We start from the raw sequence: 25,244 nt of genomic DNA, 5'->3' as shown, positions 1-25,244 counted from the left end.
TTTGTTGCGGTTTGCAAAATAATATTCTGTATTTTTATCGGACAATAGTGATTATTATTATTGATTGCTGTTACGGTAATCGCAGCCTCAGGCAAGGCACAGACAGCAGCCGGAGCTAAAGACATTAAATACAGAAGAAGTTCGCTGCATACAATGCTTATTGAGTCGGACAACTTCCCGCGGAAGGAAACCATCATCAAAGCATTTTATAATGCGCCATTCCCTGATAAATATAACAATCATACCATCGGCGAAAAATCGTTCAACCCCGGGGATTACAAAATCACCGCTGAACAGCGCGCCAAATTGTATAAACCACAATCTAAAGCCGGAGCATTTGCTTCGGGAGCATCGAACGTAAAAGTTGATTCGGCAGCACGCGAATTGCCATTCAAAGTACTGAATTATTTAAATGACAATAAAATCGCAAATAAGCTGGTAGCAAAATGGTTTAACCGGCAGGATGACGGCACGTTTAATATGAGCCTTATCGGCGAGCGTGGTTTTTACAACGCTTCCGAGATGGAGGCAAACATTGCAAAAGGCGCTGCAAGAGGAACTGCCGCATTGGCTGATGCAGGCATTGAATTGATTGGAAACACCTTTGTTGTTATATCAAAGTTCAATTTTGTAAGTAATGAAATAGCAGCCGGTATTGCGCGCGATGCGGCTAAAATTGCAGCAAACCAGATGAAAATCCCGGCAGCCGCCATGGCAGCCAATAAAGCCGCTGATGAAGCATACGAAAAAGCCAAAGAAGGTTATTCTGTTTGGACCACAACCTATCTTTACAAACTGGTATGGAACGACTCGGTCGAAGCTGTGTTCTATCAGGATTTATGGATGGACAAAAGCAATGTTGACCCAAAGAAGAAAGAAGCTTTCGACAATTCCAATCTTTTCAAGCTGGAGTTTGTGGGTGATGAAAATGCCACAGGACTTGTACTGTTTTCAATGAAAGAAAAAAGAACCGAAGACCAGATTGTTGAAATAGCCACCATCAGAGCGATTGATGCTGTATACGCCAAACTTCAGAAGAAATATGATGTTTTCAAACCCAAAGTTCCTCTGTTTTCGGGAGATCCCATTACAGCAAAAATCGGGATGAAAGAAGGTTTGGAAGGTGGCGAAAAATTTGATGTACTGGAACAAACCGTAAATGAAAAGACCGGACTTACAGAGTATATCAGCAAAGGAACAATTACTGTTGATAAAGACCTAATTTGGGACAACAGGTATAATGCGGGTGAAGTGCCTGCTGCTGCTGACGGCCAAGCTCCCAAGCCCGTTCTTGAATATACTACATTTAAAGGGGGTAAGAAATTTTACTCCGGCATGCTTATCAAACAGTTGAAATAAATTCATGGCAAGCGTCAATGCTGCTTTTGCCGTATTGACGCATGTTTAGTTATTCATTCATAAAATTAATAAAAGATGAAATCATTTTTAAAAAATGCAGGCATACTGCTGTTAATGGTTCTGGGCTTTTCTATTAATGTAAATGCACAGGCGAAAAAGAAAGCAAATAAAGATACCGAGGAATGGCGCTATGAAATTGAATGCGTATCAACCGGTGCTGCAGGCTCATATCTCATTAAGGTTTGGTCGTATTCCAAAAAACCAGATGTTGCCATCAATCAGGCAAAGAAGAATGCTGTTCACGGTATTATTTTTAAAGGTTTTACAGGTAAAGGAGCAGGTTGCACACAGAAGCCACTTGCCAATAACCCTGCATTAGAGCAGGAACATGCAGAATTCTTCAAAGACTTTTTTGCTGATGGTGGCAAGTACATGAAATTCGTAACTGTTGCTGGTGATGGAAGCATAGCTGCAGAAGACAGAATCAAGATTGGTAAAGAATACAAAATCGGCGTTGTAGTATCTGTATTTAAAGATGAGCTCCGCAAAGATCTTGAGGCAGCGGGCATCATCAAAGGATTAAGTGACGGTTTCTAATCACCGGATAAAATTATCAATGCGATTCACGAACAAACGAAAACAATATGAAAAATAACATTTTAATCCTTAGCGTTTTTGCCATATCTATGCTGATAATATCCGGATGCAATCCGCAGCGTCATCTTGCGGGCAACTATACCTATAAAACAGAATGTTTGGGTGTTGAGCTCGACGGTTCGCAAACGCTGAAAGCATGGGGTAACGGACGAAACAGGGCAGATGCGATTGAACAGGCAAAGAAAAATGCTGTTCGCGATGTACTTTTTAACGGCATTAGCGACGGTAAAAAGGAATGCAGTGTAAAACCCATCATTTTCGAGGTAAATGCACAGGAAACCTATCAGGATTATTTCAATAAATTTTTTGCTGATGGCGGCGCTTACAAAGAATTTGTTTCGGGCAAAGACGGTTCAACAGCACATGTCGAAGTGATTAAAGAGCGCAAACAGGCAGGATCTCAAGAGACTTACGGAATTGTAATCCGCGTGCTGAGAGCAGAACTGATGGCGAAAATGAAAGCTGATGGCATCATTAAATATTAATAAACACTTAAAACATAATTGAACGATGAAAAAACTATTGAACGGTTTGTTATTGGCAGCTTTTATGCTGATATACGTTAATTCGGCTTTCTCACAAGCCAAAAAGCCAACCATCATGATACTGCCCAGCGATGTATGGTGCAATACCAATGGCTATATGATGGAGTTTGACAATCAGGGAACCAAAGTAAAAGTTCCCGATTATAAAAAAGCATTTCAGGAAAATGCTGACCTTTTGTTGGTAATAAGCAAAATTAACGGCATGATGGCCGATCGTGGCTTTCCCCTTAAAAATGCGGAGTCGGTTTTAAAAAGTATGGCAAGTGAAAACGCCGAAGACGCCATGCTTACGAGTAAAGGTGGCGCCGGTGTATCCGAAAGCCCGATTGACAAGCTAAAGAAAACAGCGAAAGCTGATATCATTATGCAGCTTACATGGACAGTTAATGTAGTTGGCCCGAAAAAATCAATTACGTTCAACCTACAGGGACTGGATTCATATACCGATAAACAAATTGCGACAGCAGCGGGAACAGGCGCTCCCTCCTTTTCGGCTGAGCTGCCGGTACTTTTAGAAGAAGCCGTTCTAGCACATATTGATAATTTTAATGCATCGCTTCAGGCACATTTCGATGACATGTTTGCCAATGGTCGCGAGATTACAGTGCGCGTCAAGAAATTCGATTCATGGGAAAATGATCTGGAAACCGAATATGACGGCAAAGAATTAAGCGCAATTATTGAGGACTGGATGGCGAAGAATACTGTGAAAGGACGTTTCAGCACAACCGATGCAACAGAGAATATGATGCTGTTCGAACAGGTTCGTATTCCACTTTATGATGCAGCAGGTAAAGCTATTGATGCAAGAGGATTCTGCAAAGGCTTACAGACTTTTCTGAAAGAACCACCATACAGCATTGTAAATAAACTTATGATGAAAGGTTTGGGACAAGCAACGATTGTATTAGGCGATAAATAATTAAATTAAACTTAACACACAAGAAAAATGAAAAAGTACATCACCATATTTATGCTTGTTATTGCATTATACACAGGGTTTGCACAAGCACAGGGGACTGATGGCAAAATGTCTGATAAAGGCAGGTTGGCTCTTGCCGTTTGGGTTCCTGAACAAATTGAAGGAATGCCGATAGAATCACGCAAAAACCTCGAGAATAAACTCAGCCAGATTGTTACCGCGAATGGTATGGGGGGCGCAGCCGTGAATACCCGCTTCATTATTACGGCAAACGTAACTGTTCAAACAAAAGATATTACCGCAACTGCCCCTCCTATGCAGGCATACACGCTTGACGTGACGATGTATATCGGCGATGGTTTTGAAGGTAAAAGCTTTTCAAGTTATACAACCACCTGCAAAGGTGTGGGTGAAAATGAAGTAAAAGCATATAACGCTGCACTCAAAAATATCAAGACTAACGATCCCAATTATCAGGCATTCCTGGAAAAAGGGAAAACAAAAATTATAGAGTATTACAATGCCCAGTGCGATTTTATCATCAAAGGAGCCAAAACGGCTGCCGGTATGAACAATTTTGACGAAGCCATCTGGAATCTTACCAATGTTCCTGATGCGTGCAGCGATTGTTGGAATAAATGTATGAATGCGGTTGCCCCTATCTTTCAACAAAAGATTGATTTCGAATGCAAGACCAAACTCAACGAAGCTCAAAACACATGGAATGCAAGTCAGAGTTGGGATGCCGCACAAGCTGCCGGAGCAATCCTTTCAACCATTGACCCAAAATCGTCGTGTTATGGAGACGCAAAAGCATTATCGGATAAAATTGGCAAGAGAATTCTGGAAGTTGATAAACGCGAATGGAATTTTAAATGGGAACAGGAAATTGGTTTGGAGCGCGATATGATCAAAGCATACCGCGATATTGGTGTTGCATACGGCAACGGACAAGCCAAGACGATTATTTACAAAACACTGTGGTAGTTTTCTATTCTTTATAAAAAAGCCCCGTTTATAATAAACGGGGCTTTTTTTGTGCTTAATGAATCACGTATTTTTCTTTCTGTCCGGCTTGTTTCAGCAGCTCATTGATTTCTTTTTTGAGTTCAATCATTTTTATTTCGCGACCGACAAAATGGCTGTTCAGATGTTCAAGTTCATCTGATTTCTTTTGCAATGCCAGTTCTGCGAGTTTGCGGTCGGTGATGTCATAAATTATGCCATGCCACAAGGTGCTGTTGTCGGGCATACGTTCGGGCATTGCATCGCTGTATCGCCAGCGCAATCCTTGCCGGGGAAGCACAACTCGAAATTCGCAATTAAAATGATTGAGTGTTCTGGCTGATTCAAAAATAAGATCCGAAACATTTTGCAGGTCATCGGGATGAATTCGGCCGAAGACAGGCGTAGCGTCTTCGCGCACTTCATCGGGTGCATATTCATAAATATCGTTCATGCCGGAACTGGAGTATGGAAAACATGATTTTCCATCGGCAAAAAGCCTGTACTGGTAAATAACGCCGGGCACCTGTTCGGAAATTTTGAATAACTGATTATGTATTTGTTCCAGCGACTGCTCTGCCAGCTTTCTTTTTGTAATATCTCTTAAAGCGCCATCGATATGATGCGGCTTCCCATTTTCATCGAAAATAAGACGGGCATTTATGGACGCATATCTGATGTCGCCCGATTTGGTTTTCAGCCTCAGTTCATAATCTCTGAGTTCTCCTTTTTCCGAAATTGCTTTTATAAAAATATTGCGGTCGGCCGGATTATAATAAATATTTTCAACGGGAAAGCCAATCAGTTCCTCGGGCAAGAAGTCTGAAAAATATTTTATTGACGGACTAATCTCAAATATTATCCCACTTAGGTCAGTACGATAAAATACGTCCTGAACATTTTCAAAAATTGTGCGGTAATTTTTTTCGACCAGGTTCAGTTTCTCCTCTACAATTTTGCGTTGCGTAATATCTCTTGTAACGCCATGCAGTCCAATACATCTATTGTTATCATCAAAGTAAGGTGTAATAAGGACTTCACCGGTTTTTAAGCTGCCATCTTTACACCGATACTCCAGAACCATTATTTTTTTATAATCCGGCGGTTGCGTTTTAGCAGAGGTATACAGATGTACTTCTTTTCTGAAATTTTCCAAGGCGTAGATAGCCGATTCGTGAGAAAACCGCTCAATAAACGACTGATTCAAATATTCCTCAACCGAAAATCCGGTAAATTGAACGATAGACGGAGAGACAAAAAGGCTCTTTCCGTTAAGGTCCATAAGCCACACCACATCTGAAATTTTATCGGTGATAAGGTGGTACAGACTTTCGCTATTGCGCAATGCCGCTTCAGCTTCCTTGCGTTCGGTAATATTCTGTGCAAACGCAACAATTTGTTCACCCGGACCGGGTAAAAGTGCATCCGTAAGAAGTACAGAAACGCGTGAGCCATTAACATGGAAGTATTCTTTTTCGTAAGGGATACAAATGCCTGCTTTACGCAATTCGCTGATGGCGCGTTCATCGGCGGGTAGCCATTCAGGTGGTGTAATTTTCCTCCAGTCAACTTTGCCTTCATTAAAATCGGCTGCCGTATAGCCAAGCATTTCGAGATAATAATTATTTGCTTCCAGAATTTTCCCGTTGGCATCGGCAATAATTACCCCGATAATATTGGAATCGATTAACTGTCGAATGCGGCTATTGGCGAGAGCTGTGGCTTCTTCTGCCATTTTACGGGCCGTAATATCGAAAATTACAGGCAGAAAATATAACGGTCGATTGTTTGAATCGCGAACGACAGAAATTCTTGCTTCGCCCCAAACAATAGAACCATCTTTGCGGATATATCGTTTCTGAACCGTGGATGAGGGTATTTCTCCGTCCAGAATTTGTTTCATCTCAGCTATTCCCAATTCTACATCGTCAGGATGGGTAATATCGGCTATTCCTTTTCCAATAAGTTCATCTTCGGTATAACCGATGAATTTGCAAAAAGTTTCGTTGCATCGTGTAAAGCACTTATTGAAATCAACAATAACAGAGCCAACAGGTGATTGATCGAAAGAGCTTCGAAGCTTCGCCTCACTTTCTTTCAGGGCTTTTTCAGATTTCTTGCTTGCGGTGATGTCTACAGCGGTAATATGACAGTGTTCGGCTTCTTTTGTTGCAACTCCCGAAAGGTAAACGCACATAGGAAATTCACCATTCAGCGCAAAAGTAATCTCGCACGATTCAGTACCATTGTTATTAAAAACCCTGTCAAGAAAACTATTGAATACTTTTTTTTTATCGTCTGTTACGAAAAACGAGAAAAGGCTGTTAATCAAGCGTGAGCGCTCTTTGCCCAGCATGTGGGCACCTCCGAGGTTTAGCTCGCGTATTTTTCCATCTTTTGAAAGTGTGAAATAGCCAGAAGGAGCAAAGTCGTATAATTCAGTAAGTTTTTCAGATAATTCAGTTGCTTTATTTTGTGCTTGAGTGAGTTCCAGATTTTGCATTTCAAGTTCAATCTGATGTACCTCAAGCTCGTGAATTAATTTCCTGACATTGGTTTCGCTGTATTTTTCTTCAGATTTTGAAAGCTGCGCGCTCAGTGCCTTTTCAGCTCTTTTGCGAAGAATATCGTTGACTGATTTATCTTCTTTTCTCATCTGCTTATTTTTCAGAAAAATATTTTTTAGCGGTTTGTTGAAGCATTTCCACCGTGAGTGGTTTATTCTGAAAATCCATCACACTTTTATCTGCCAGAGCACGGAATTTATCGACAGGATTTAAAGAAGTAGTAAGCATGATGATGTGAATGCCTGTTTTCAATTTCGAATCTAATTTCTCATATTCCTCCAAAAACTCGAAACCATTCATCCGCGGCATGTTTATATCAAGGTAAATAAGGTCGGGTTTAGGCCGTGTACTTTCTGGTTCTGCAGATTTAATAATATATTCCAGCCCTTCCTGACCGCCCGTGACAATGTTCAGACAGTTGCAGATATCGGCATCGTTGATAATAATCTGATGAAAGACATTATCAGTGGCGTTGTCGTCGATTAAAAGAATGCAATTTATCGGTTTCATCAAATTGCTTATTATCCTTCAATTGTTTTCGATATAGTAAAATAAAACGTACTGCCTTTATCCAATGCTGATTCAACCCAAATTTTCCCATTATGCAATGTCGCAATTTTACTGCATGCGGCGAGACCGATTCCGGTACCCGGATATTCATTATCAAGATGCAGGCGCTGAAAAATAATAAAGATTCTGTCGGAATACTGTTCTTCAATCCCGATACCGTTATCTCTAACTGCAAAAAGAAATTCATGTTCTTTTTCCGTCACAGAAATATCGATTTCAAGAGCTGCATTTTTCTTTCTGAATTTAATGGCATTGCCAAGAAGATTCATGAACAACCGCCTGAGTTCGGATTGATTTCCCGTTAAAACAGGAAGAGTACCCACTCTTATTTGCGCTTTACTTTCATTGATTGACACTGCCAGCTCAGAAATCACTTCGTCAACCAAAACATTGCAATCAACGGATTCAAATGAAACTTCCCGTCCTATCCTGGAAAAGTCGAGGAGCGCTTTAATCAAGTTTTGCATTTTATCGGTAGCTTTCAAAATGAAACCCAGATATTGGCTCATGTCCTTGTCGGCTATCAGGTTACCTTTTTTCTCAAGCAGACCGGCAAAATTAGAAATAGTGCGCAGTGGTTCCTGAAGATCATGAGAAGCTACATATGCAAACTGATTCAGTTCCTTGTTGGCAATTGCCAGCTCTTCCGATTTTTTTGTGAGTGCGGCTTCAGTTAATTTTCTTTCTGATATTTCGTTTGAAGCCTTTGATAATTCAATGTTTGCCTGTTTAAGAGTATCGATAATTGTTTGATTCTCTTCATTTATTTTTCGCAGTTCACGCTCACTTTGTTCTACTTTTTCTTTAGCGAGAATTAATTCCATTTCGGCATTTTTACGATCGGTAATGTCAACAGACATGCCTATAACACCAATAATTTCGCCATTGCTGTCAATAAAAGGAATTTTGCTTGTATTCACCCATTTAACACCTTCAGAAGTGTTCCAGTGTTCTTCAATATTAAGTTTGGCAATACCAGAGTTTATAACAACCAAATCATCCTCATAATATTTTTCGGCGTCTTCTTTAGGGTAAATCTCGCTTAGATTTTTCCCTTCCATTTCACTCTTTGGTCTGCCATGAGCTGCATATTTATTAACTCTTATAAAATTATTCTGTTTATCTTTAAAAAACACCAGCCCCGGAATATGGTCAAGAATTGCTTCGAGTTGATTTGAAATACTTTTAAACTTCTCTTCACTTTCAAGACGGGCCTTTTCAGCCACCTTCTGTTCGGTAATATCATTGATAACCCCAACCAGAAATTTAGTGCCTTTGGCATCGGTAAACAGGGTTTTCCGCGTAATGATTGTTCTGATATTTCCGCTGCCGTCAGTCAGGAATTCTTCATTTATATTTTCTTCACCACTGGCAAATACTTCTTTATCTTTCAAAAAGAACACTTCGTTTTGGTCGTCCGGAAAATATTCGCGACCGGTTTTACCAATGAGTTCATTTCTTGGCAGGTTGAGCAAAGAACACAACGCATCGTTCACAACGCAGAATTTGAATTCACTGTCTTTTACAAACACCGGTGACCCCAGAGAATTAATAATATTGTTCAGGTAATCTTTTGATGCGCTGACAGCTTCTTCAGCCAGCTTTCTGGCTGTAATATCAATAGTTCTGCCTCTGATTTTTTTTATCCGGTGCTGTTCATCACGTACCATCGTCATGGTAATTATTCCATAGCCGCGGGTCTTATCTTTTCGAACAAATTCTATTTCAAGTTCGGCTCTGTTCCTGAGTTTATCATACTGCTTACTCTGGAGATTCATCATGCCAATCTGAAATTCGTCGACAACCAATTTTGCCGATTCGGGCGTAAAATAATCTGAAAGCGGCATCTTCAAATGCTCTTCAACAGTATAGCCAAGGAAATTATAAACAGAAGGTGAAATATAATCAAAGGTGAAATCGGGATTCATGGTCCACAGTATATCGTCCGTAGTTTCGACAATAAATTGATATTTTGACTTGCTTTCTTTGAGTTCTTCTTCAGCTTGTTTACGGGCGGTGATATCGACAGAAGTCACAAGGCACAGTTCTTCATTATTGGCGATAATGCCGCTAAGATGTGCGTAGATAGGCGACTTTCCGTCAGCCAATAATAAAATTTCGCAAGCTTGCTTTGTTTTACTCAGAAATATTTCTTTCAGGAACTGATTGAAAACCGGCTTTGATTCTTCTGAAATAAAACGGCTAAAAAAGGAGTCGATTAAAAGTGGCCGTTCCTCGCCAAGCATGAGAGCACCGCTAAGGTTCAAACCAATTATTTTACTTTTTTCTGACAGGGTAAAATAGCCTGTTGGCGCAAAATCATACAAGTCAATTGCATCCTGAGCTACCAGTTGAGCCTGCAACAGCTCAATATTTTGAATTTCAAGTTCTATCTGCTTCACCTCCAATTCATGAGTGAGCTTCAAAACTTCTGCGGCAGTGTAATGCGAGAGTTCGCTCGCCGGCTTCATTTTTAGTGCCTCTTCAGCTTTTTGGCGAAGGGTTTGGGCTTCCGGTTGTTCGTCTTTTTTCATCGAAATTATTTCTGAATCAGAAGCTAAAGATATACTTTTTCGGATAAATCTGCAATCAAAACAAATATTCTGAGACAAAAAATAATTTGCAGGTAGTTACTGTATAACAGTGGAAAAGCTTAATCTTTCACAAAGCGTGTTGAATAATTTCTTTCTCCGTCAAAAACATTTACGATATACAAACCCTGCGACAATGATGAAACAGTTATTTCCGCCACAGCAGAAAAAATGTTGTTCTTAATGAGCAGGCGACCGGTGTTATCATAAATAGAAACACGACAGGCTGCATTGGTTGCATTGCCCGGAACTCTGACATGCAGAACATCCTGTACAGGATTCGGATACAGCGATATTTCTTTCGAATCATCAGTTTTTGCTACCGCTCCGCTGTTGTTATCACCCCACTGCATGCCATGTCCGAAACTGGCTACCCATATTTTTCCTGCACTGTTTGGGTCAAAGAATACCCTTTCGGGCGAACCGAAATCATAGCTGCCTACCTGAGTAAACACAGGTGTGGCAGCAGGTGCATTGGAGCTGAACCAAAGCCCGCTACCGGCAGTTGTCACATACAGTTCATTGCTATTGGCGGGATTGAATGTGCAGGAACTGACATCGACGCCCTGTAATATCCTTGTCCAGCTTAATCCGGCATTTGTAGTTTTGTACAATCCGCCCAAATCGTTTGGTGCACCACCCCATCCGCTGTACACACCGCAATACCATGTATTCTGGGGATCGGCGTAATCAGTAACAACATCATGACACCAGTAATACATACCAGGATCTGATTTGTCAGTCCAGGATGTCGCAACCGGATCATACACAAACACACCGGAACTTGCAGTAAATGCACCTGCAGGATTCCGTCGTCCTGAAAAAGAGCAGAGTAATTTCCCATCGGGTAACACCGTTATAGCAGCGGGATGACCTTCGGTGCGCGGAGGCGGCAACAAATGTGTCCAAGTTGAAGAAGCACCGGCACTGAGGTTGTTTGTTACCCAAATGCCTCCCAAACCCTGGGTATTGTTTACCACGGCAGCATACATTCGTTCACTGTTACCGGGATCAGTTGCGAGCCAGTAAACGGGATGCAAGAAATCGTGTAACAACGCCCATGTTGCGCCCGTATCGGAAGAAAAAATGATTTTGCCGCTTACACCTGATGCGTCAATGATATTGTCCTGAAGGCGGTAGCTTTTATAAAGGTCATGAACAGACGAAGTGGCCGCATACAATATCGTGCCGGCATTGTTCTTTTTCAGGCAGTACATGGTGTTTGTAAGCGGACCCGTGTAATCAAAACCCCAACTCTGACCGCCGTCCTTACTGCGCATCCCGTAAATATCCGTATACGCTGCAAAAATGTTGTTTTGACCCGTCCAATCGATGTACCAGCAAGCCGTATTTTCCATTCCCACACTATGATAATACTGGTACTTTGGCGTGGCGGCTCCTGCCGGATGCTGATCAGCGGTTGCAACATATGCCTGTGTCCAGGTTGTACCGCCATCGTGTGTAATCGTTGGGTTGCTGTAATCAGTAAGTATCACTGTGTTTTTATCGGCAGCTGACACGGCTATCCCGAACAGACATTCAGACCAGCTCCATTGATGGTCGCCACCCGAACCGCACCAACCGGTAATAATATTCTGATTATTGGCTGTGTTAAAGACGTGATTCCATTGCTGACCACCATCTGTTGTTTTCATTACGTTTGGCGAAGCTGCAGAAGTACTGCCGCCAAGGTAGGCTGTACTGATGTCATTTTCGGCCATAGCAACAAACATCAGATAATCAGAACCAAGAGTTATGTTCGTCATGCGCGAAGTCCAAGTTCCGGAGTTATTATCCATTGAATAAACGCCTGCGAGAAAGCCCCAGTAATCACTTCCGGGCAATCCGGCATAAACATTTCCTACATCGGAAGTAACGCAGAAAAAGCGAAGTGTTCCGCCCTGTTTTGCTGCTGCGAATGAACCTATCCGTTCATTGGCCGGAAGTCCGGTTGTGGCAAGCACACTAAAAGTTGTTCCCCCATTGAGCGATTCAATAATACCATCGTTGGTTCCGATATAGATATTTAGCCCGTCGAAAAACACACCGCTAACCAACACGCCCGCACCGGAACTCACGCAATTGTGAATGTTTGTAAACGTTGCGCCACCATCTGCCGAAAAATACACGATGCCATAATAAGACATAATAACGCGCAACGGATTATTGTAGTCTGCCCAGATACTGAAGGTTTCCGAGCTGCCATCAGGATTTCCGCTAAGGGTATTCCAGGTAATGCCACCATCAGTACTTTTCACCGGAAGTACCTGATTGTTCGAATAATTAATACAATAGCGTATGCTGGGATTATTCGTGAAACGAACCGCGCTGTTGTGGGATGATTGCAGTTCACGAAAATCAACAATGCTGTATGACATCCCGTTATCAGTGGTATGAAACAGGTCGCTCATGTCGCATGCGACATAAAAATCATTTGCATCCGAAGGATTGACAGAAGGCGCAAACAAGGCGCCACCGCCTCCGATGCCTGTTGTATGCCAAAGTTGAGGCACTTGTCCGGAAACAACGGCTACCGCCATTACCAAATTAAAGAAAACAATAAATTTTCTCATGATGGGCAGAATTTTAGGAAATAATAATCGAAAAATAACCTTATGCTTACTTCACACTCACAACTTCAATATCAAAGATAAGCGGTGAATAGGGTGCAATAATACCATTGTAAGTTTCGCCATAACCCAGTTTAGACGGGATTATAAAAGTGGCTTTGCCACCGGCATTCATGTATGCGAGGCCTATCTCCCAGCCCGGTATCACTTCGCCCGCGCCCATATGTACTTCTATGGGTCCGCCCGATGGAATGGAGGAATCAAATACTTTTCCATTCATCAATGTGCCGGTATAATTAACTTTTACAATTTTGCCTGAAGTAACTTTAGCTCCGCTTCCTTTTTTTGTTTCAATGTAGTAAAGACCATATTTATCGGGCTTCACCGAAATATTATTTTTCTTCAAATAATCATCAATTTCACTTTTTTCGTTGGCGCTCATTGAAGTACCATATTTATCTTTTGAAGTAACGCTCAGCAATTCCAGTTCAAAAATGAGCGGAGTACAGGGTGGAATATAGTCTTTGATTCCTTTGTCGCCGTATGCGAGTTTTGAAGGAACAATTAATTTTACTTTGCCTCCTGCTTTCATCTTCAGCAGTGCTTCCTCAATAGCAGGGATTTCAAAATTCTGCCCAAGCTCGAAAAATATTGGTTTTCCGCTTTCGTCGCGCGATGAAAAAACTTTATCACCATTAAGCTTTGTTGCTGCATAATGTACCTCAACAATTTTTCCTTTTTCGGGCGCCATACCGCTGCCAGTCTTGATATTAATGAAGTACAAACCCGATTCAGACGGAGCTGTTTTGATATTATTTTTTGTAATATATTGCGTTAAATCGGCTTCTTCCACTTTTCTCAATTCTGCTGTAGCGGCTTCTTCTTTCTGTTTCTGGATGGCCATTTCCTTTTCAAATTCGGCTTTTGGCTGTACATTCAGAAGTTTAACATCGAAATATATCATCGCACCGGAGTCAATATTATTAAGATTGCCAAAGCGTTTCAGGCTGTCGCCGGGAACAATAAACGTTGCGCTATCGCCTACTCCCATCATCGCCAGACCCTCAAAAATATCACCTTTAAATGTTGCCGAATCAAGCGGAAAGCGGAATGCTTCCGGCAAGCTGCGCGAATCAAACAAAATACTATCCTTAACCCGGTACACCATATTTACGGTAATAATATCGCCGATAGAAGGTTTTTGGGCATCTTTGTTCCTGACATGAAATTTATAATATAAGCCATCGTCGGTTTGCTTGAAACCCGGATATTTGGAATTGCAGGACACAAATAATCCTGCCATTATAATAAAAAGTGCGCTGAGTCTGAGTTTTGATATCATATTTAGGCAATTAGTAATAAGTAACGTATTAAATATTGAACAATTTTTTATGACTAACGTATGTCCAGCAATTCAACATCATAAATAAGTGTGGCCCGTTTGGGGATATTCTCGTCATCGCCTGCCAGGCCATAGGCTAAGTGCGACGGGATAATCAGCATGGCCTTATCTCCTTTATGCATGAGTTTCAATCCTTCTTCCAATCCATTTTCTGCTTCCGATTTTCCCAGAACAAACTCTTTCAAACCATTTTTATCCGAGTTATATACTTCCACGCCGTTGACCAACTTAACGCCATATTTAATGCGAACAATCTGCTTGTCAACGGGTGACTCTGTGCTGTTTTTTGCAGGCGCGTATATCATATATCTCAAACCGGTAGACGTTTTTATCATGTTCCACTGATGCCGTGAAATAAAATCATCAATCTGCCTGTCCTCTTTTTCAACCATAGATTTATTCACATTCAGCATCTGATCTTTCACCTTTTGCGGATCCGGATCTTTCTGTTTTGGTTTCACGGTATTGTTTCCGCAAGAGGCGCATAAAAACATGCACATTGAGAAAACAAACAGCACAGAAAGATTTCTTTGTAAGAATCTAAACTTCATGATGAGCGGGCATAAGTTCTTTACTATAGGAGGCAAGCAGGGAAACGAATTTTTTAACGGCTTCGCCGAGCGGAAGATAAACATTAGCTCCGGAAGCATTTTTATGACCGCCGCCGTTGAAATGCAGTCGGGCAAAGTCATTCACATTAAATGTTCCTTTTGACCGGAATGAAATTTTAACAAAGTCATCTCTTTCGGTAATGAGTGCCGCTAACTTCACATTTTTAATGGAAAGCGCATAATTAACGACACCTTCGGTATCACCTATTTTATGATTGAAACGTTCAAGATCAGCTTTCGATAAAACAATATAAGAAGTTGAATAATTGCTTATTACAGTAAGTTTTTCGTTCAGGCAAAAGCCTAATAGTTTGATGCGGCTTTCAGACCATGTATCATAAACCAGCCGGTGAATATGCTCGGCATCTATTCCGAGCCGCATGAGGTTCGCGACCACAGAAAACGTATGCTCATAATTGCAGGCATAGCTGAATGAGCCGGTATCGGTAACAATTCCAACAAACAGTGCTTCGGCAATATTTTTATCGAGCAGATTTTCATCACCCATATTCACTATAAAATCATACACGAGTTCCGATGTAGAAGAAGTGGCAGCATTCGACAATTCAAAATCACAAAAATGAACCACATCGAGGTGATGATCAATGAGAATTTTGATGCCTTTGGCCTGTTCCAGCGTCTTAGTCATTGCCTGAACGCGGTCGGGCGCATTAAAATCAAGACAAAATACAAGGTCGGCATCGAGCAAAAAGCGCTCTGCATTTTTCACGTCATTATCAAAAATAAGAATGTCGCCGGCGGCAGGCATCCATTTGAGAAATTCAGGGAAATCATCAGGAACCACAGTGCGTGCATCATGACCTTTGTGTTTCAGATAATGAGTCATCGCCAGGGATGAGCCAATGGCATCGCCGTCGGGATTTGAATGCGTAACAACCGCAATTCGGCAGGGCATTTTAAGAAGTTCTGATAAACGGGAAAAATCTGTAGGTTCCAAGCTAGAAGTATTATGAGTCCAAAATTATTAAAATAATAATAAAAAAGCCTTATTCATTTCCAATATTATTACTTTTACTTGTTTTAAAACTATAAATGCCATGACGGGTAGCAAAACTTTTACCATAATAAAACCTGTAGCGTTCGCAAAGAATAACGCGGGCAGGATACTTGCACGAATTACCGATGCCGGATTCCGGCTGTCGGCTTTAAAAACAACGATGCTCACAAAGGAGCAGGCACAACGATTTTATATAGTCCACAAGGATCGTCCATTTTACGATAATCTGGTTGCGTTTATGACATCAGGTCCTATTGTGGTAGCGATTATTGAAAAACAAAATGCAGTTGAAGATTACCGCAAACTGATAGGTAAGACCAATCCGGCTGAAGCAGCCGAAGGCACCATACGTCATGATTTTGGCACCAGTATGACTGCAAACGCCGTTCATGGTTCAGACAGTGATGAAAATGCCGAGATTGAATGTAATTTCTTTTTCCCGGCAGGCGAACGTTACTAAGAGCCGGCACCGACTCTTTAAATTCTATACGATTGTATTACTCACCAATACTGGGCAGGATAGTGTTATGCTCTTCTAATTCCTGAATACGAAGGTAGAGATCTCGAAATCGAAATTTTATCGTGTATAGCGTGCATTTTTTGTATTTTTACTTCTGCGAATACAAATTAGTGCTGACATTTATGAAAAAACGCTTCCTCACTTTCCTACTTTTCATTGGAATTTTAAGTGCGCATAGCCAAAACCAATGGATTACACTTTCAAAAAACGACCGTTCACAAAATCATGAAAACAGTGTGACGCGCATTGTTAAAAACCATGACAAAAAAGGCGTGAATGTTGAATACCGCTTCAGCGGAATGTTAGAAGCCGAAAAAAATGCAAGCGGCACGGTGTTCGATATTTTGCATGTACAGGGATTTAATAAAATGAAAAGTGTTGGAAAGCCTGCACTTCCTGAACATTGCGACCTTGTGCTTATCCCGAAAGGAAGTACGGCAAAAATCCATATCCGTCGGGCGAATGCAACAACATTCAATGACCTTCTTGTTTATCCCGCTTTAAAACCAGCCACTGACCGCGAAGGCGATCCTGAACCTGCGTTTGAAATAGACAGTACTTTTTACAACAGCAACACTATATGGCCCGATGCGCCGGTAAAAATCCTGACAACATTAAATTACAGAGGCTATGAACTTGCCGTCATTGCTGTGTATCCGGTTCAATACAATCCAAAATCGCGCACTGCGAATCTGTTTTCTGTAATTGATTATGATGTTGAATTCATCGGAAATGGAAGTTTTCCTGCAACAGCAGAAGAAATGGAACCTTACCTAGGAATGGTGAAGGGCAGTATTCTGAATGGCGAATCATTGCGAAATTTTCCTGCTAAAGGAACAAGCAAAAATTTAAAAAGCATTTCGGGTCCGTCGGTTGACTATATAATAATTACGCATGATAATTATCTGGCTGCCGCCGATTCATTGGCCAAATGGAAAGCGCAATTAGGTTATACCGTTGAGATTGTTTCGCGCGCATCGTGGACAAGTTCACAGGTAAAATCTGAAATTCAGCAGCGCTATGCAAACTGGAATCCAAAACCGGGATACTTCGTGATTATTGGCGATCATGATTTAGTTCCCGGCGAAATTCATCAGGATCCGACAAATGGTGAGGATTTTGCTACAGATTTGTATTACGCTTGCATGGGCGGAACCGGCGATTATGTGGCCGATATGGCTTTTGGCCGAATTTCGGTTTCAAGCGCTTTGCAGGCAAATATGGTAGTTCAAAAAATTATTCAGTATGAAAAAAATCCGCCATTGCAAAGCGGGTTTTATTCTCATGGCACCAATTGCGCACAATTTCAGGACGACGATGCCAACAGTTATGAAGACCGCCGTTTTGCGCTTACGGCTGAAGAAGTAAGGAATTATATGGTAAACCAGCAATCATTCAGTATTGACAGGGTTTATGCAACTGATAACAGCGTTACACCGTTGTACTGGAATAATGACTTATTTGCAGCAGGCGAGCCGGTTCCCTCCTATCTGCGTAAGCCAACATTTGCATGGACGGGCAGCAGAACCGATATTACATCGGCTATCAATTCAGCCGACGGCAGGCTGTTTCTGCTTCACCGCGATCATGGTTACGTTGGTGGCAGCGGCTGGGCAACGCCCGAATATGTATTGAGTGATATCAATAACCTGACAAACGGAGCGAATCTTCCGGTCGTATTCAGCATTAACTGCCATACCGGCGAATATCAGCTTCCAGAATGTTTTTCGGAGAAATTTCTGCGCAAAGCCAATGGTGGTGCCGTGGGTGTATTTGGCGCTGCTTACTACAGCTACAGCGGTCCTAACGACGGTCTTACACTTGGCTTTTTTGACGCCATCTGGCCCAACCCCGGCATTATCCCAAACTTTACAGGATATGGCGACAATCCGGTTGGCAGCATCACGGCTCATCCTGCCATCTATACTATGGGAGATGTGCTGAATCAAGGGCTGCTCCGCATGGTTCAGACCTGGGGCGACGATTCATACACTCATGAGCTGTTTCACTATTTCGGCGATCCTGCCATGCAGATGTGGACAGGAGTACCGGTAACAATTACAGCATCTCATACTTCATTATTGCAATGCAGTGACAGCGTACTTCAGATTTTTTCCAGCACTTGTCCTGCCGGACTTGCAACCCTTGTTGTTGACGGAAATCTTGTTGCCGAAACAACACTGGCCGGCGGCACCGGCACCTTGCACTTCGCACCACTGGCCGGCACTGAGGTTATCCTGACGATTTCAAAACACAATTACAGACCGTACATTGCAAGAATACCTATGGATTTAAATTGTGTCAGCGCAGCTTTTACAAAATCGTATAACAACAATTGCGTCGGCGAGAATATCGTTTTTACGAATGAAAGCGCAGGAACTATTGTTTCGTGGGACTGGAATTTCGGAGCGGGCGCAACACCTGCAACGGCCAGTACTGTAGGACCGCACAATGTAACCTATACCACTCCGGGCATGAAGTACATTACACTTGCAGCTACAGGAACGGTAATGACGTCCTATGTAACAGACAGTATTTTTATTGAAAGTCCTTGCACTTATGTGATGCAGCCAAACAGCGGAATGACCATCAATAACTGTGGCGGGCAACTATTTGATAACGGCGGCACTTCAGTATATTCGGTGAACAGCAACGATACAGCCACCATAACCGCGGCCGGAGCCACTTCACTCACTTTATATTTCAATGATTTTGACATTGAAGCCGGTGACAATGGTACCTGTAATTACGACCGCCTGGAAGTGTTTGACGGGCCGAATACATCTTCCGCTTCATTGGGCGTTTATTGCAATCTTGCAGGCCACACGCCACCGGCATCGCTTACCACCAGCGGCGGCAGCTTCACTGTAAAACTGTATTCCGATGGTTATGTAACCGGCAGGGGCTTTGTGATACAATGGGTATGCAGCGCACCAAACGCCGCTCCATCAGCCAACTTCAGTGCCGATGTTACCAATACCTGTAGCGGAAACGTTCAATTTACAGACCTTTCAAGCAATAACCCTACTTACCGTCGATGGGATTTCGGTGATGGCGACACTTCTAATCTTCAAAACCCATTGCATAATTATCAGGCCAACGGCATATTCTCTGTTACGCTGACTGCTTCGAATACTTACGGAAACAACACTATCGTAAAGCAATCATACATAAATGTGAACATGCCTGCTGCTCCTGCAGCGAATGATGCTTATATATGCAATTCAGGCTCTGCAACACTTTCGGCAAACGGACAGGATACTATTCAATGGTTCAGCATGCCGTCGGGCGGCACAGTGCTGCATTCAGGACCTGTATTTACCAGCCCGGTGCTCTCTGCAAATACGACTTATTATGTAGGTTCTAAAGTTCAGACAAATTATTTCACACAACCCCACGACAGCGCACTAGGTGCAGGCGCTTATTATACAGGCACAAGCAATCATTATCTTATTTTCAATGCACTTCAGGATATTAAAATTGTTTCTGTAAAAATTTATGCATACAACTCCGGCAACCGAACAATCAGACTTATGAATAGTGCGGGAACCGTATTGCTTGATACAATTGCGAACCTGCAAGCCGGCACAAACCGAGTTTATCTCAACTGGAATGTTGCCACCGGCAATGCATACCGCCTCGGCGCGCAGGGCACCAATAATTATCTTTATCGTAACAGTGCAGGTGCAGTCTATCCGTATACTATTCCGGGATATATTTCAATTACCGGAAATTCTTACACCAATACGGGCTATTACTATTACTTCTATGACTGGGAAATTGAGGGAGACATCTGTTACAGTCCGCGGCTGCCCGTTAACGTGTATGTTTCAGGTGCAGCGCCCGTAGCGGGTTTTACGGTTTCAATGCCTGCACAAACCGCTGTATTTACAAATACCACAACCAACGGTGTTACCTATTCATGGAATTTTGGAGATGGCGGCACATCCAATGCTGAAAACCCCGTTCACACATACACAGCAGACGGAACTTATTACGTGACACTTGCAGTTAACAACGGATGTGGCAGCGATATTTTCACCGACACCTTGTATGTTTACGGCACCGGCATCAATGAAAACAATTTCACAACAACATTGTCTGTTTTTCCGAATCCTGCAAATAATTTACTGAATATCGGATTCATGAATTCAGGTAATAGTACCGTTAACATCGGGCTTTATGACGCAACCGGAAGAATGATTCGCTATTTAGAATGCGGCAAACAAGGCTATTTTCATGAAACCATTGATTTGGGAGGCATTGCAGAAGGAATTTATTTATTGAGGCTGCACGACGGCAATCAAGCAATCATCAAAAAAGTGATTGTAACTTGGTAATCATATTCATGTGAATCAAGTGCTAGGTTTTCTCTGTGTAACTCAGTGTCAGTTTTATATTTCACAGAGGTGCACAGAGAAGGCACAGAGTTATATTTTCAAGTCTTGATTGTAATTATTAATTGTTAATTATTCATTGTTCATTGTGCAGCATTCCAAGCTCTGTCATGCACTCAACAATAGTCTGAAAGGTACGTTCAATATCCTGATCAAGCCCCACTGAAAAGCGTATCATACCGGGCGACATGCCCATGGATTTCTGTGTATCTTCGGGCACTTCAGAGGAAGTGCTTTTTCCGGAGTTGCTGAACAGGGTTTTGAAATAGCCCAGGCTGACTGCCAGATAACCCACACCGCGTTTTTCCATGAGTTCCATCAAAGCGTAAGCATTCTCCACCGTCTTCACATCAATGGTCATCATACCGCCATAGCCGTATGCTTTGTTCATCATTGCCGTGTGAACATTATGCCCGGCATGTTTTGTAAGCCCGGGATAGCCAATTGCAACATTGAGTTTGTCCAGTCTTTCAGCAAGGTACTGAGCATTGTAACTGTGTTGTTTCATTCGGATATGCAGCGTGTGCAGATTCTTGAGGATTGACGATGAGCGCAGCGGATCGAGCACCGGACCAATCAGCATGGCAGTGCCATTGTTTACATCGCACAATGAATTTATAAACTCCTGTGATCCGCAGACAGCGCCCGCTACACAGTCATTCTTGCCGTTAATGAATTTAGTGAGACTATGAACTACAACGTGGGCGCCCAGTTTGGCGGGTGAAATTATCATTGGCGTAAACGTATTGTCGACCACCAATTGAATATTGTGAGCGTTTGCAATTTTAGCCAATGCAGGAATGTCAGACACCTGAAGCATTGGATTGGTAACGGTTTCGGTATAGATAATTTTTGTTTCCTTCTTCACAGCACGTTGCACCTGCCCGATATCGGTAATATCAACAAATGTTACCGATATATTGAACTTGGGAAGGTAGTTCTTCAGAAAAGCAAATGTACCGCCATAAACGGTAGTGCTTGAGACAATATGGTCGCCGGCAGAGCATAACTGCAAAATGGCCGTCGTTATGGCACCCATTCCCGATGATGTTACCCAGGCGGCTTCGGTACCTTCCATTGCGGCAAGCGCATCGGCAAGGTATTTATTGCTGGGATTCCAGTGACGCGAATATAAATAGCAACCTTGTGTCTGACCGTCGAACGTATCGGCCATCGTTTTTGCCTGAAGAAATGTATACGTGGCAGAGTCGGTAATTGACGGATTTACGTCGCCAAACTCGCCGAACTGCAGCAAATCCTGCACACGTACCGCAGGATCAGCGGATTTTTCGTGTTCTAATTTTTCCTTCGTCATGGTAATTGTTTTTTGGTGAATCAAATGTATCATATAGCGCAATAATGACCAAGAAAATTATAAATGTGTGCGAAATTTCCATAAATATTCTTAAATTTGAAACTGAATATGCCTCATTTTTCGAAATGTGTAACAAAAAACCTGATTTTCATGCCAACTGACTTACATATTGATGGTCTTGATCGTAAAATCCTCGGATTACTCACTGCCAACGCGCGATTGCCTTTTATGGAGATAGCCCGAAAATGCAAAGTTTCAGGCGCTGCCATTCACCAACGGGTGAAGTCGATGTGGGATGCCGGCATTTTCAACGGTTCACAATATATACTTGAGCCGAAAGCACTCGGATACGAAACATGTGCATTTATTGGCATACAGGTACATTTGCTGACCACAAAATCGCATCAGGAAGTTTTCAGTAAAATCAGCCGCATCCCTGAAATAGTAGAATGCCACCACATCTCAGGAAAATATTCGCTGTTGATTAAAGTGTATGCAAAAGACAATGAGCATCTGAAAAATCTTATTATTGAAAAGATTCAAAGCATCCCGGAAGTAACATTTACCGAGACGTTCATCTCACTACAGGAAGGATTTATCAGACAAATACCCGTTGAGTAATATGAATATTTTGAAAATGAAATTACTGAGAAATACAGTTATTATATCATTGTTGCTTAGCCTGATCATTATTGGCACATCACTTCATGCGCAGACATTCAACAGGCCGTTACCGCCGGGTGTATTTCCGTACGAATTTGTCCGGAACGACAGCAGCGCCTTCGGATATTACTTGCTGGCACCCTATAAACTCAATGCACAAAATACGCCGGGGTATATCCACGGTTTTCCGCTTTTGCTTGACGAAAACGGGTACGTGCTCTGGTATCGTACCGTTGATTCGGGTAACGCTTCCAATCTGGCATTCCACGATCAGCAGCAGCTCTATACCTTTATTACAACCTATTCCCAGACATTCTCGGAATGTGTGGTCATGAATTCAGTGTTTGAGCCTATTGATACCTTTACTGTTACAAATGGGGTGCTTCCCGATGCGCATGAGTTTACCATTCTGGCTAACGGAAATTATGCACTTGCAGGAAGAAAAGACAGCGTGATGGATTTGAGTGCTTATACTTTTGCAGGAATACAGGGCAGTGCCATCACCCATGTTCGGGGATTTGTTTTGCAGGAATTTAATGCACAGCATCAATTGGTATTTCAGTGGAACAGTAACGATCATATTTTCCCCACCGAAAGTTTTCCGGCATTTTATGGTTATAATGCTGCCGACTTTGATTATTGTCACGGCAATGCCATATCCGACGACGATGACGGCAACCTGTTGATATCGTTCAGGCATTTGAATGCTGTGTATAAAATTAATCATACTACTGGAGCCATTATTTGGCGCTTAGGCGGAAAATCAAGTGATTTCACGTTTCCGAACGATTATAGATTCAGCGGGCAACATGATATCCAAAAAATCGCAAACGGTAATTATACTGTTTTTGATAACGGCAATAGTCATACGCCCAAGCGTTCCCGCGGCATTGAATATCATCTTGACACTGCTGTCATGACAGCAACAAGAGTATGGACCTATCTGAATACTCCTGTGGTTTATTCATCGGCTATGGGCAGCCACCAAACCACCGCCGACCGTAATCATCTGCTGAGTTATGGTCTGGTATTCAGACCTGACCCAAGCATACAACTGGTTGATGATGTCGGAAATCTCCTTACCGAAATCAACCTTGCAGATTCTGTGCAAACCTACCGAGCACGCCTTGCAATGCCCGCTCAGCCAATACCAAGACCGGCAGTAAGCTGTTCCACCAATCTTACGGATGTTTTTCTCAGTGCTCCGGGTGGGTATCAGAAATATGTCTGGTCAACGGGTGATACGACTGCAACAATACAAATAACTCAAACCGGCGTATATCAGGTATGGGTAAACTATGGTTGCGGCATGGTGGGTTCCCTCCCATTTTTTGTTGATGATATAACGAATGTATGCGGTGCTGCAGCAATTCCCGAGAATCCATTTCCTGCGATTAATGAAAAATATCATTTTTTTGACCTTCTTGGCAGACAAGTACTTCCGAAGAGAGACGGTATTTATTTGCAGCAAGACTACAGTGGGAAGACAAAATTGAGATATATTCGAAGTGTTGAATTCAGTAGGTAACAATTTATGAATTTCAATCGACAGCAAGCATTTAACTTCCAATTACCAATACAGTAATATTATGAATGAATTACCCAATGAGAAAAAAGAATCAATCGACAGCATCCGTTTTATTATCAGGCATTACCGCATTTTTTTAATTACAGTGCTGGGATCGGCTATTATGGCAGCTGTGGTAACATTTTTTATTCCTAAAGAATATCTTGCGTATGCGATTGTGTTTCCGGCTGCAAGCAATTCGCTGGAGACCACCGTTGACAGCCCGATGTTCGGTTATGATGTTGAAGCCGACCGGTTGATTCAGGTATTGCAGTCCAAAGAAATGTTTGACAGTATCGTGAAAAAATACAACCTTATAAATTATTATGAACTTGATATCACCGATGAAAGCTGGCCCGACAAACTACGCGAGTATTACAGCAAGGATGTGATTTACAAGCGCAATATTTCTATGTCGGTCGAGATTTCGGCACAGACTAAAGACCCGGAGTTATCAGCAAATATTGTAAACAGCATACTTGGAAATGTAAACAGCATCCGCGAAAAATTGATGAAGAAGAACCTGATTGCGGCGAAAGATTTTTATCAGAAGGAGTATAATCAGAAAAATGCGCTTGTGGATTCACTGGTTGCCAGGATTTCGGCTATGCGTGATGAAGTAAAAGATCCCGAAATCAGCATCATTTCAAACCAAACCCTGAATATGAATATCAACAGCCTGAAAACATATAAGAACAGTACTGTATTGGAACAGGCAATCAACCGTTATTACTTTGAACTGAACCAGCTTAATGAAATTGGCAAAAAATATGAAAAGGCCGCTTCGGCAGCATCAAGGCCGGTTACAGAGGTTTACGTTCTTGACAAAGCAACGGTATCACATAAAAAAGTGTACCCATCTTATACCATGAATATTATTATTACTGCTTGTATTGCCTTCATACTGACATGGATTGTTCTTTTTCTTGCAGAGAGAACCGCTTCGCACAAAAAAGAATTGTAAA

At 42.1% G+C, this 25,244-nt stretch carries 18 protein-coding genes; 10 read left to right on the top strand and 8 right to left on the bottom strand.

What is annotated here, in order from left to right:
* Positions 1-60 precede the first annotated feature (60 nt).
* The 5 genes from WCM76_09355 (at position 61) to WCM76_09335 (ending at position 4,470) form a co-directional block, all read left to right on the top strand.
* Positions 61-1,359, top strand: a complete 1,299-nt coding sequence (locus WCM76_09355; protein ID MEI6765835.1) for a hypothetical protein — start codon at positions 61-63, stop codon at positions 1,357-1,359.
* A gap of 75 nt (positions 1,360-1,434) precedes the next feature.
* A complete protein-coding gene (locus tag WCM76_09350) occupies positions 1,435-1,956 on the top strand; it encodes a hypothetical protein (protein MEI6765834.1) in 522 nt (173 codons plus the stop codon).
* A gap of 47 nt (positions 1,957-2,003) precedes the next feature.
* Positions 2,004-2,501, top strand: coding sequence for a hypothetical protein (locus WCM76_09345; protein ID MEI6765833.1), 498 nt, complete (start codon positions 2,004-2,006; stop codon positions 2,499-2,501).
* 25 nt (positions 2,502-2,526) lie between these two features.
* Complete coding sequence (locus WCM76_09340) at positions 2,527-3,483, top strand: DUF6175 family protein (GenBank protein ID MEI6765832.1); 957 nt, start codon at positions 2,527-2,529, stop codon at positions 3,481-3,483.
* A 27-nt stretch (positions 3,484-3,510) separates the two neighbouring features.
* Complete coding sequence (locus tag WCM76_09335) at positions 3,511-4,470, top strand: hypothetical protein (protein ID MEI6765831.1); 960 nt, start codon at positions 3,511-3,513, stop codon at positions 4,468-4,470.
* A 55-nt stretch (positions 4,471-4,525) separates the two neighbouring features.
* Here the strand turns inward: WCM76_09335 and WCM76_09330 are convergent, their stop codons facing one another.
* The 7 genes from WCM76_09330 to WCM76_09300 all read right to left on the bottom strand — a co-directional run bounded on the left by WCM76_09330 (position 4,526) and on the right by WCM76_09300 (position 15,757).
* Entirely contained in the window at positions 4,526-7,144 is a 2,619-nt protein-coding gene (locus WCM76_09330; GenBank protein MEI6765830.1) for a PAS domain S-box protein, read from the bottom strand.
* Positions 7,145-7,148: 4 nt separating this feature from the next.
* Complete coding sequence (locus tag WCM76_09325; GenBank protein ID MEI6765829.1) at positions 7,149-7,565, bottom strand: response regulator; 417 nt, start codon at positions 7,563-7,565, stop codon at positions 7,149-7,151.
* Positions 7,566-7,576: 11 nt separating this feature from the next.
* A complete protein-coding gene (locus tag WCM76_09320; protein ID MEI6765828.1) occupies positions 7,577-10,159 on the bottom strand; it encodes a PAS domain S-box protein in 2,583 nt (860 codons plus the stop codon).
* A 119-nt stretch (positions 10,160-10,278) separates the two neighbouring features.
* Complete coding sequence (locus WCM76_09315; protein MEI6765827.1) at positions 10,279-12,789, bottom strand: T9SS type A sorting domain-containing protein; 2,511 nt, start codon at positions 12,787-12,789, stop codon at positions 10,279-10,281.
* 46 nt (positions 12,790-12,835) lie between these two features.
* The gene (locus WCM76_09310) at positions 12,836-14,128 is read right to left on the bottom strand and encodes an FKBP-type peptidyl-prolyl cis-trans isomerase (GenBank protein ID MEI6765826.1); all 1,293 of its coding nucleotides are present in this window, start codon (positions 14,126-14,128) and stop codon (positions 12,836-12,838) included.
* Positions 14,129-14,181: 53 nt separating this feature from the next.
* Positions 14,182-14,649 (bottom strand): FKBP-type peptidyl-prolyl cis-trans isomerase, encoded by a 468-nt coding sequence (locus WCM76_09305; GenBank protein MEI6765825.1) that lies wholly within the window; start codon positions 14,647-14,649, stop codon positions 14,182-14,184.
* A 79-nt stretch (positions 14,650-14,728) separates the two neighbouring features.
* Positions 14,729-15,757: a bifunctional oligoribonuclease/PAP phosphatase NrnA gene (locus WCM76_09300; protein ID MEI6765824.1), complete on the bottom strand. Its 1,029-nt coding sequence runs from the start codon at positions 15,755-15,757 to the stop codon at positions 14,729-14,731.
* A gap of 100 nt (positions 15,758-15,857) precedes the next feature.
* Between WCM76_09300 and ndk the strand changes: the two genes are divergently transcribed.
* Both ndk and WCM76_09290 read left to right on the top strand, forming a co-directional pair.
* Positions 15,858-16,277, top strand: a complete 420-nt coding sequence (gene ndk / locus WCM76_09295) for a nucleoside-diphosphate kinase (protein MEI6765823.1) — start codon at positions 15,858-15,860, stop codon at positions 16,275-16,277.
* A gap of 182 nt (positions 16,278-16,459) precedes the next feature.
* The gene (locus tag WCM76_09290) at positions 16,460-20,677 is read left to right on the top strand and encodes a C25 family cysteine peptidase (protein ID MEI6765822.1); all 4,218 of its coding nucleotides are present in this window, start codon (positions 16,460-16,462) and stop codon (positions 20,675-20,677) included.
* A gap of 133 nt (positions 20,678-20,810) precedes the next feature.
* Here the strand turns inward: WCM76_09290 and WCM76_09285 are convergent, their stop codons facing one another.
* A complete protein-coding gene (locus tag WCM76_09285; protein MEI6765821.1) occupies positions 20,811-22,049 on the bottom strand; it encodes an aminotransferase class I/II-fold pyridoxal phosphate-dependent enzyme in 1,239 nt (412 codons plus the stop codon).
* A 150-nt stretch (positions 22,050-22,199) separates the two neighbouring features.
* On the opposite strand from WCM76_09285, the gene WCM76_09280 reads away from it, so the two are divergent.
* From WCM76_09280 to WCM76_09270, 3 genes are all read left to right on the top strand, one after another.
* A complete protein-coding gene (locus WCM76_09280; GenBank protein MEI6765820.1) occupies positions 22,200-22,670 on the top strand; it encodes an Lrp/AsnC ligand binding domain-containing protein in 471 nt (156 codons plus the stop codon).
* A 16-nt stretch (positions 22,671-22,686) separates the two neighbouring features.
* The gene (locus WCM76_09275) at positions 22,687-24,240 is read left to right on the top strand and encodes an aryl-sulfate sulfotransferase (protein MEI6765819.1); all 1,554 of its coding nucleotides are present in this window, start codon (positions 22,687-22,689) and stop codon (positions 24,238-24,240) included.
* A gap of 61 nt (positions 24,241-24,301) precedes the next feature.
* Positions 24,302-25,243, top strand: a complete 942-nt coding sequence (locus WCM76_09270) for a Wzz/FepE/Etk N-terminal domain-containing protein (protein MEI6765818.1) — start codon at positions 24,302-24,304, stop codon at positions 25,241-25,243.
* The last annotated feature ends 1 nt before the right edge of the window (position 25,244 follow it).

This window comes from Bacteroidota bacterium, from assembly GCA_037133915.1.
Taxonomy (GTDB): domain Bacteria; phylum Bacteroidota; class Bacteroidia; order Bacteroidales; family CAIWKO01; genus JBAXND01.
This window is presented reverse-complemented; position numbering and strand designations above follow the sequence as displayed.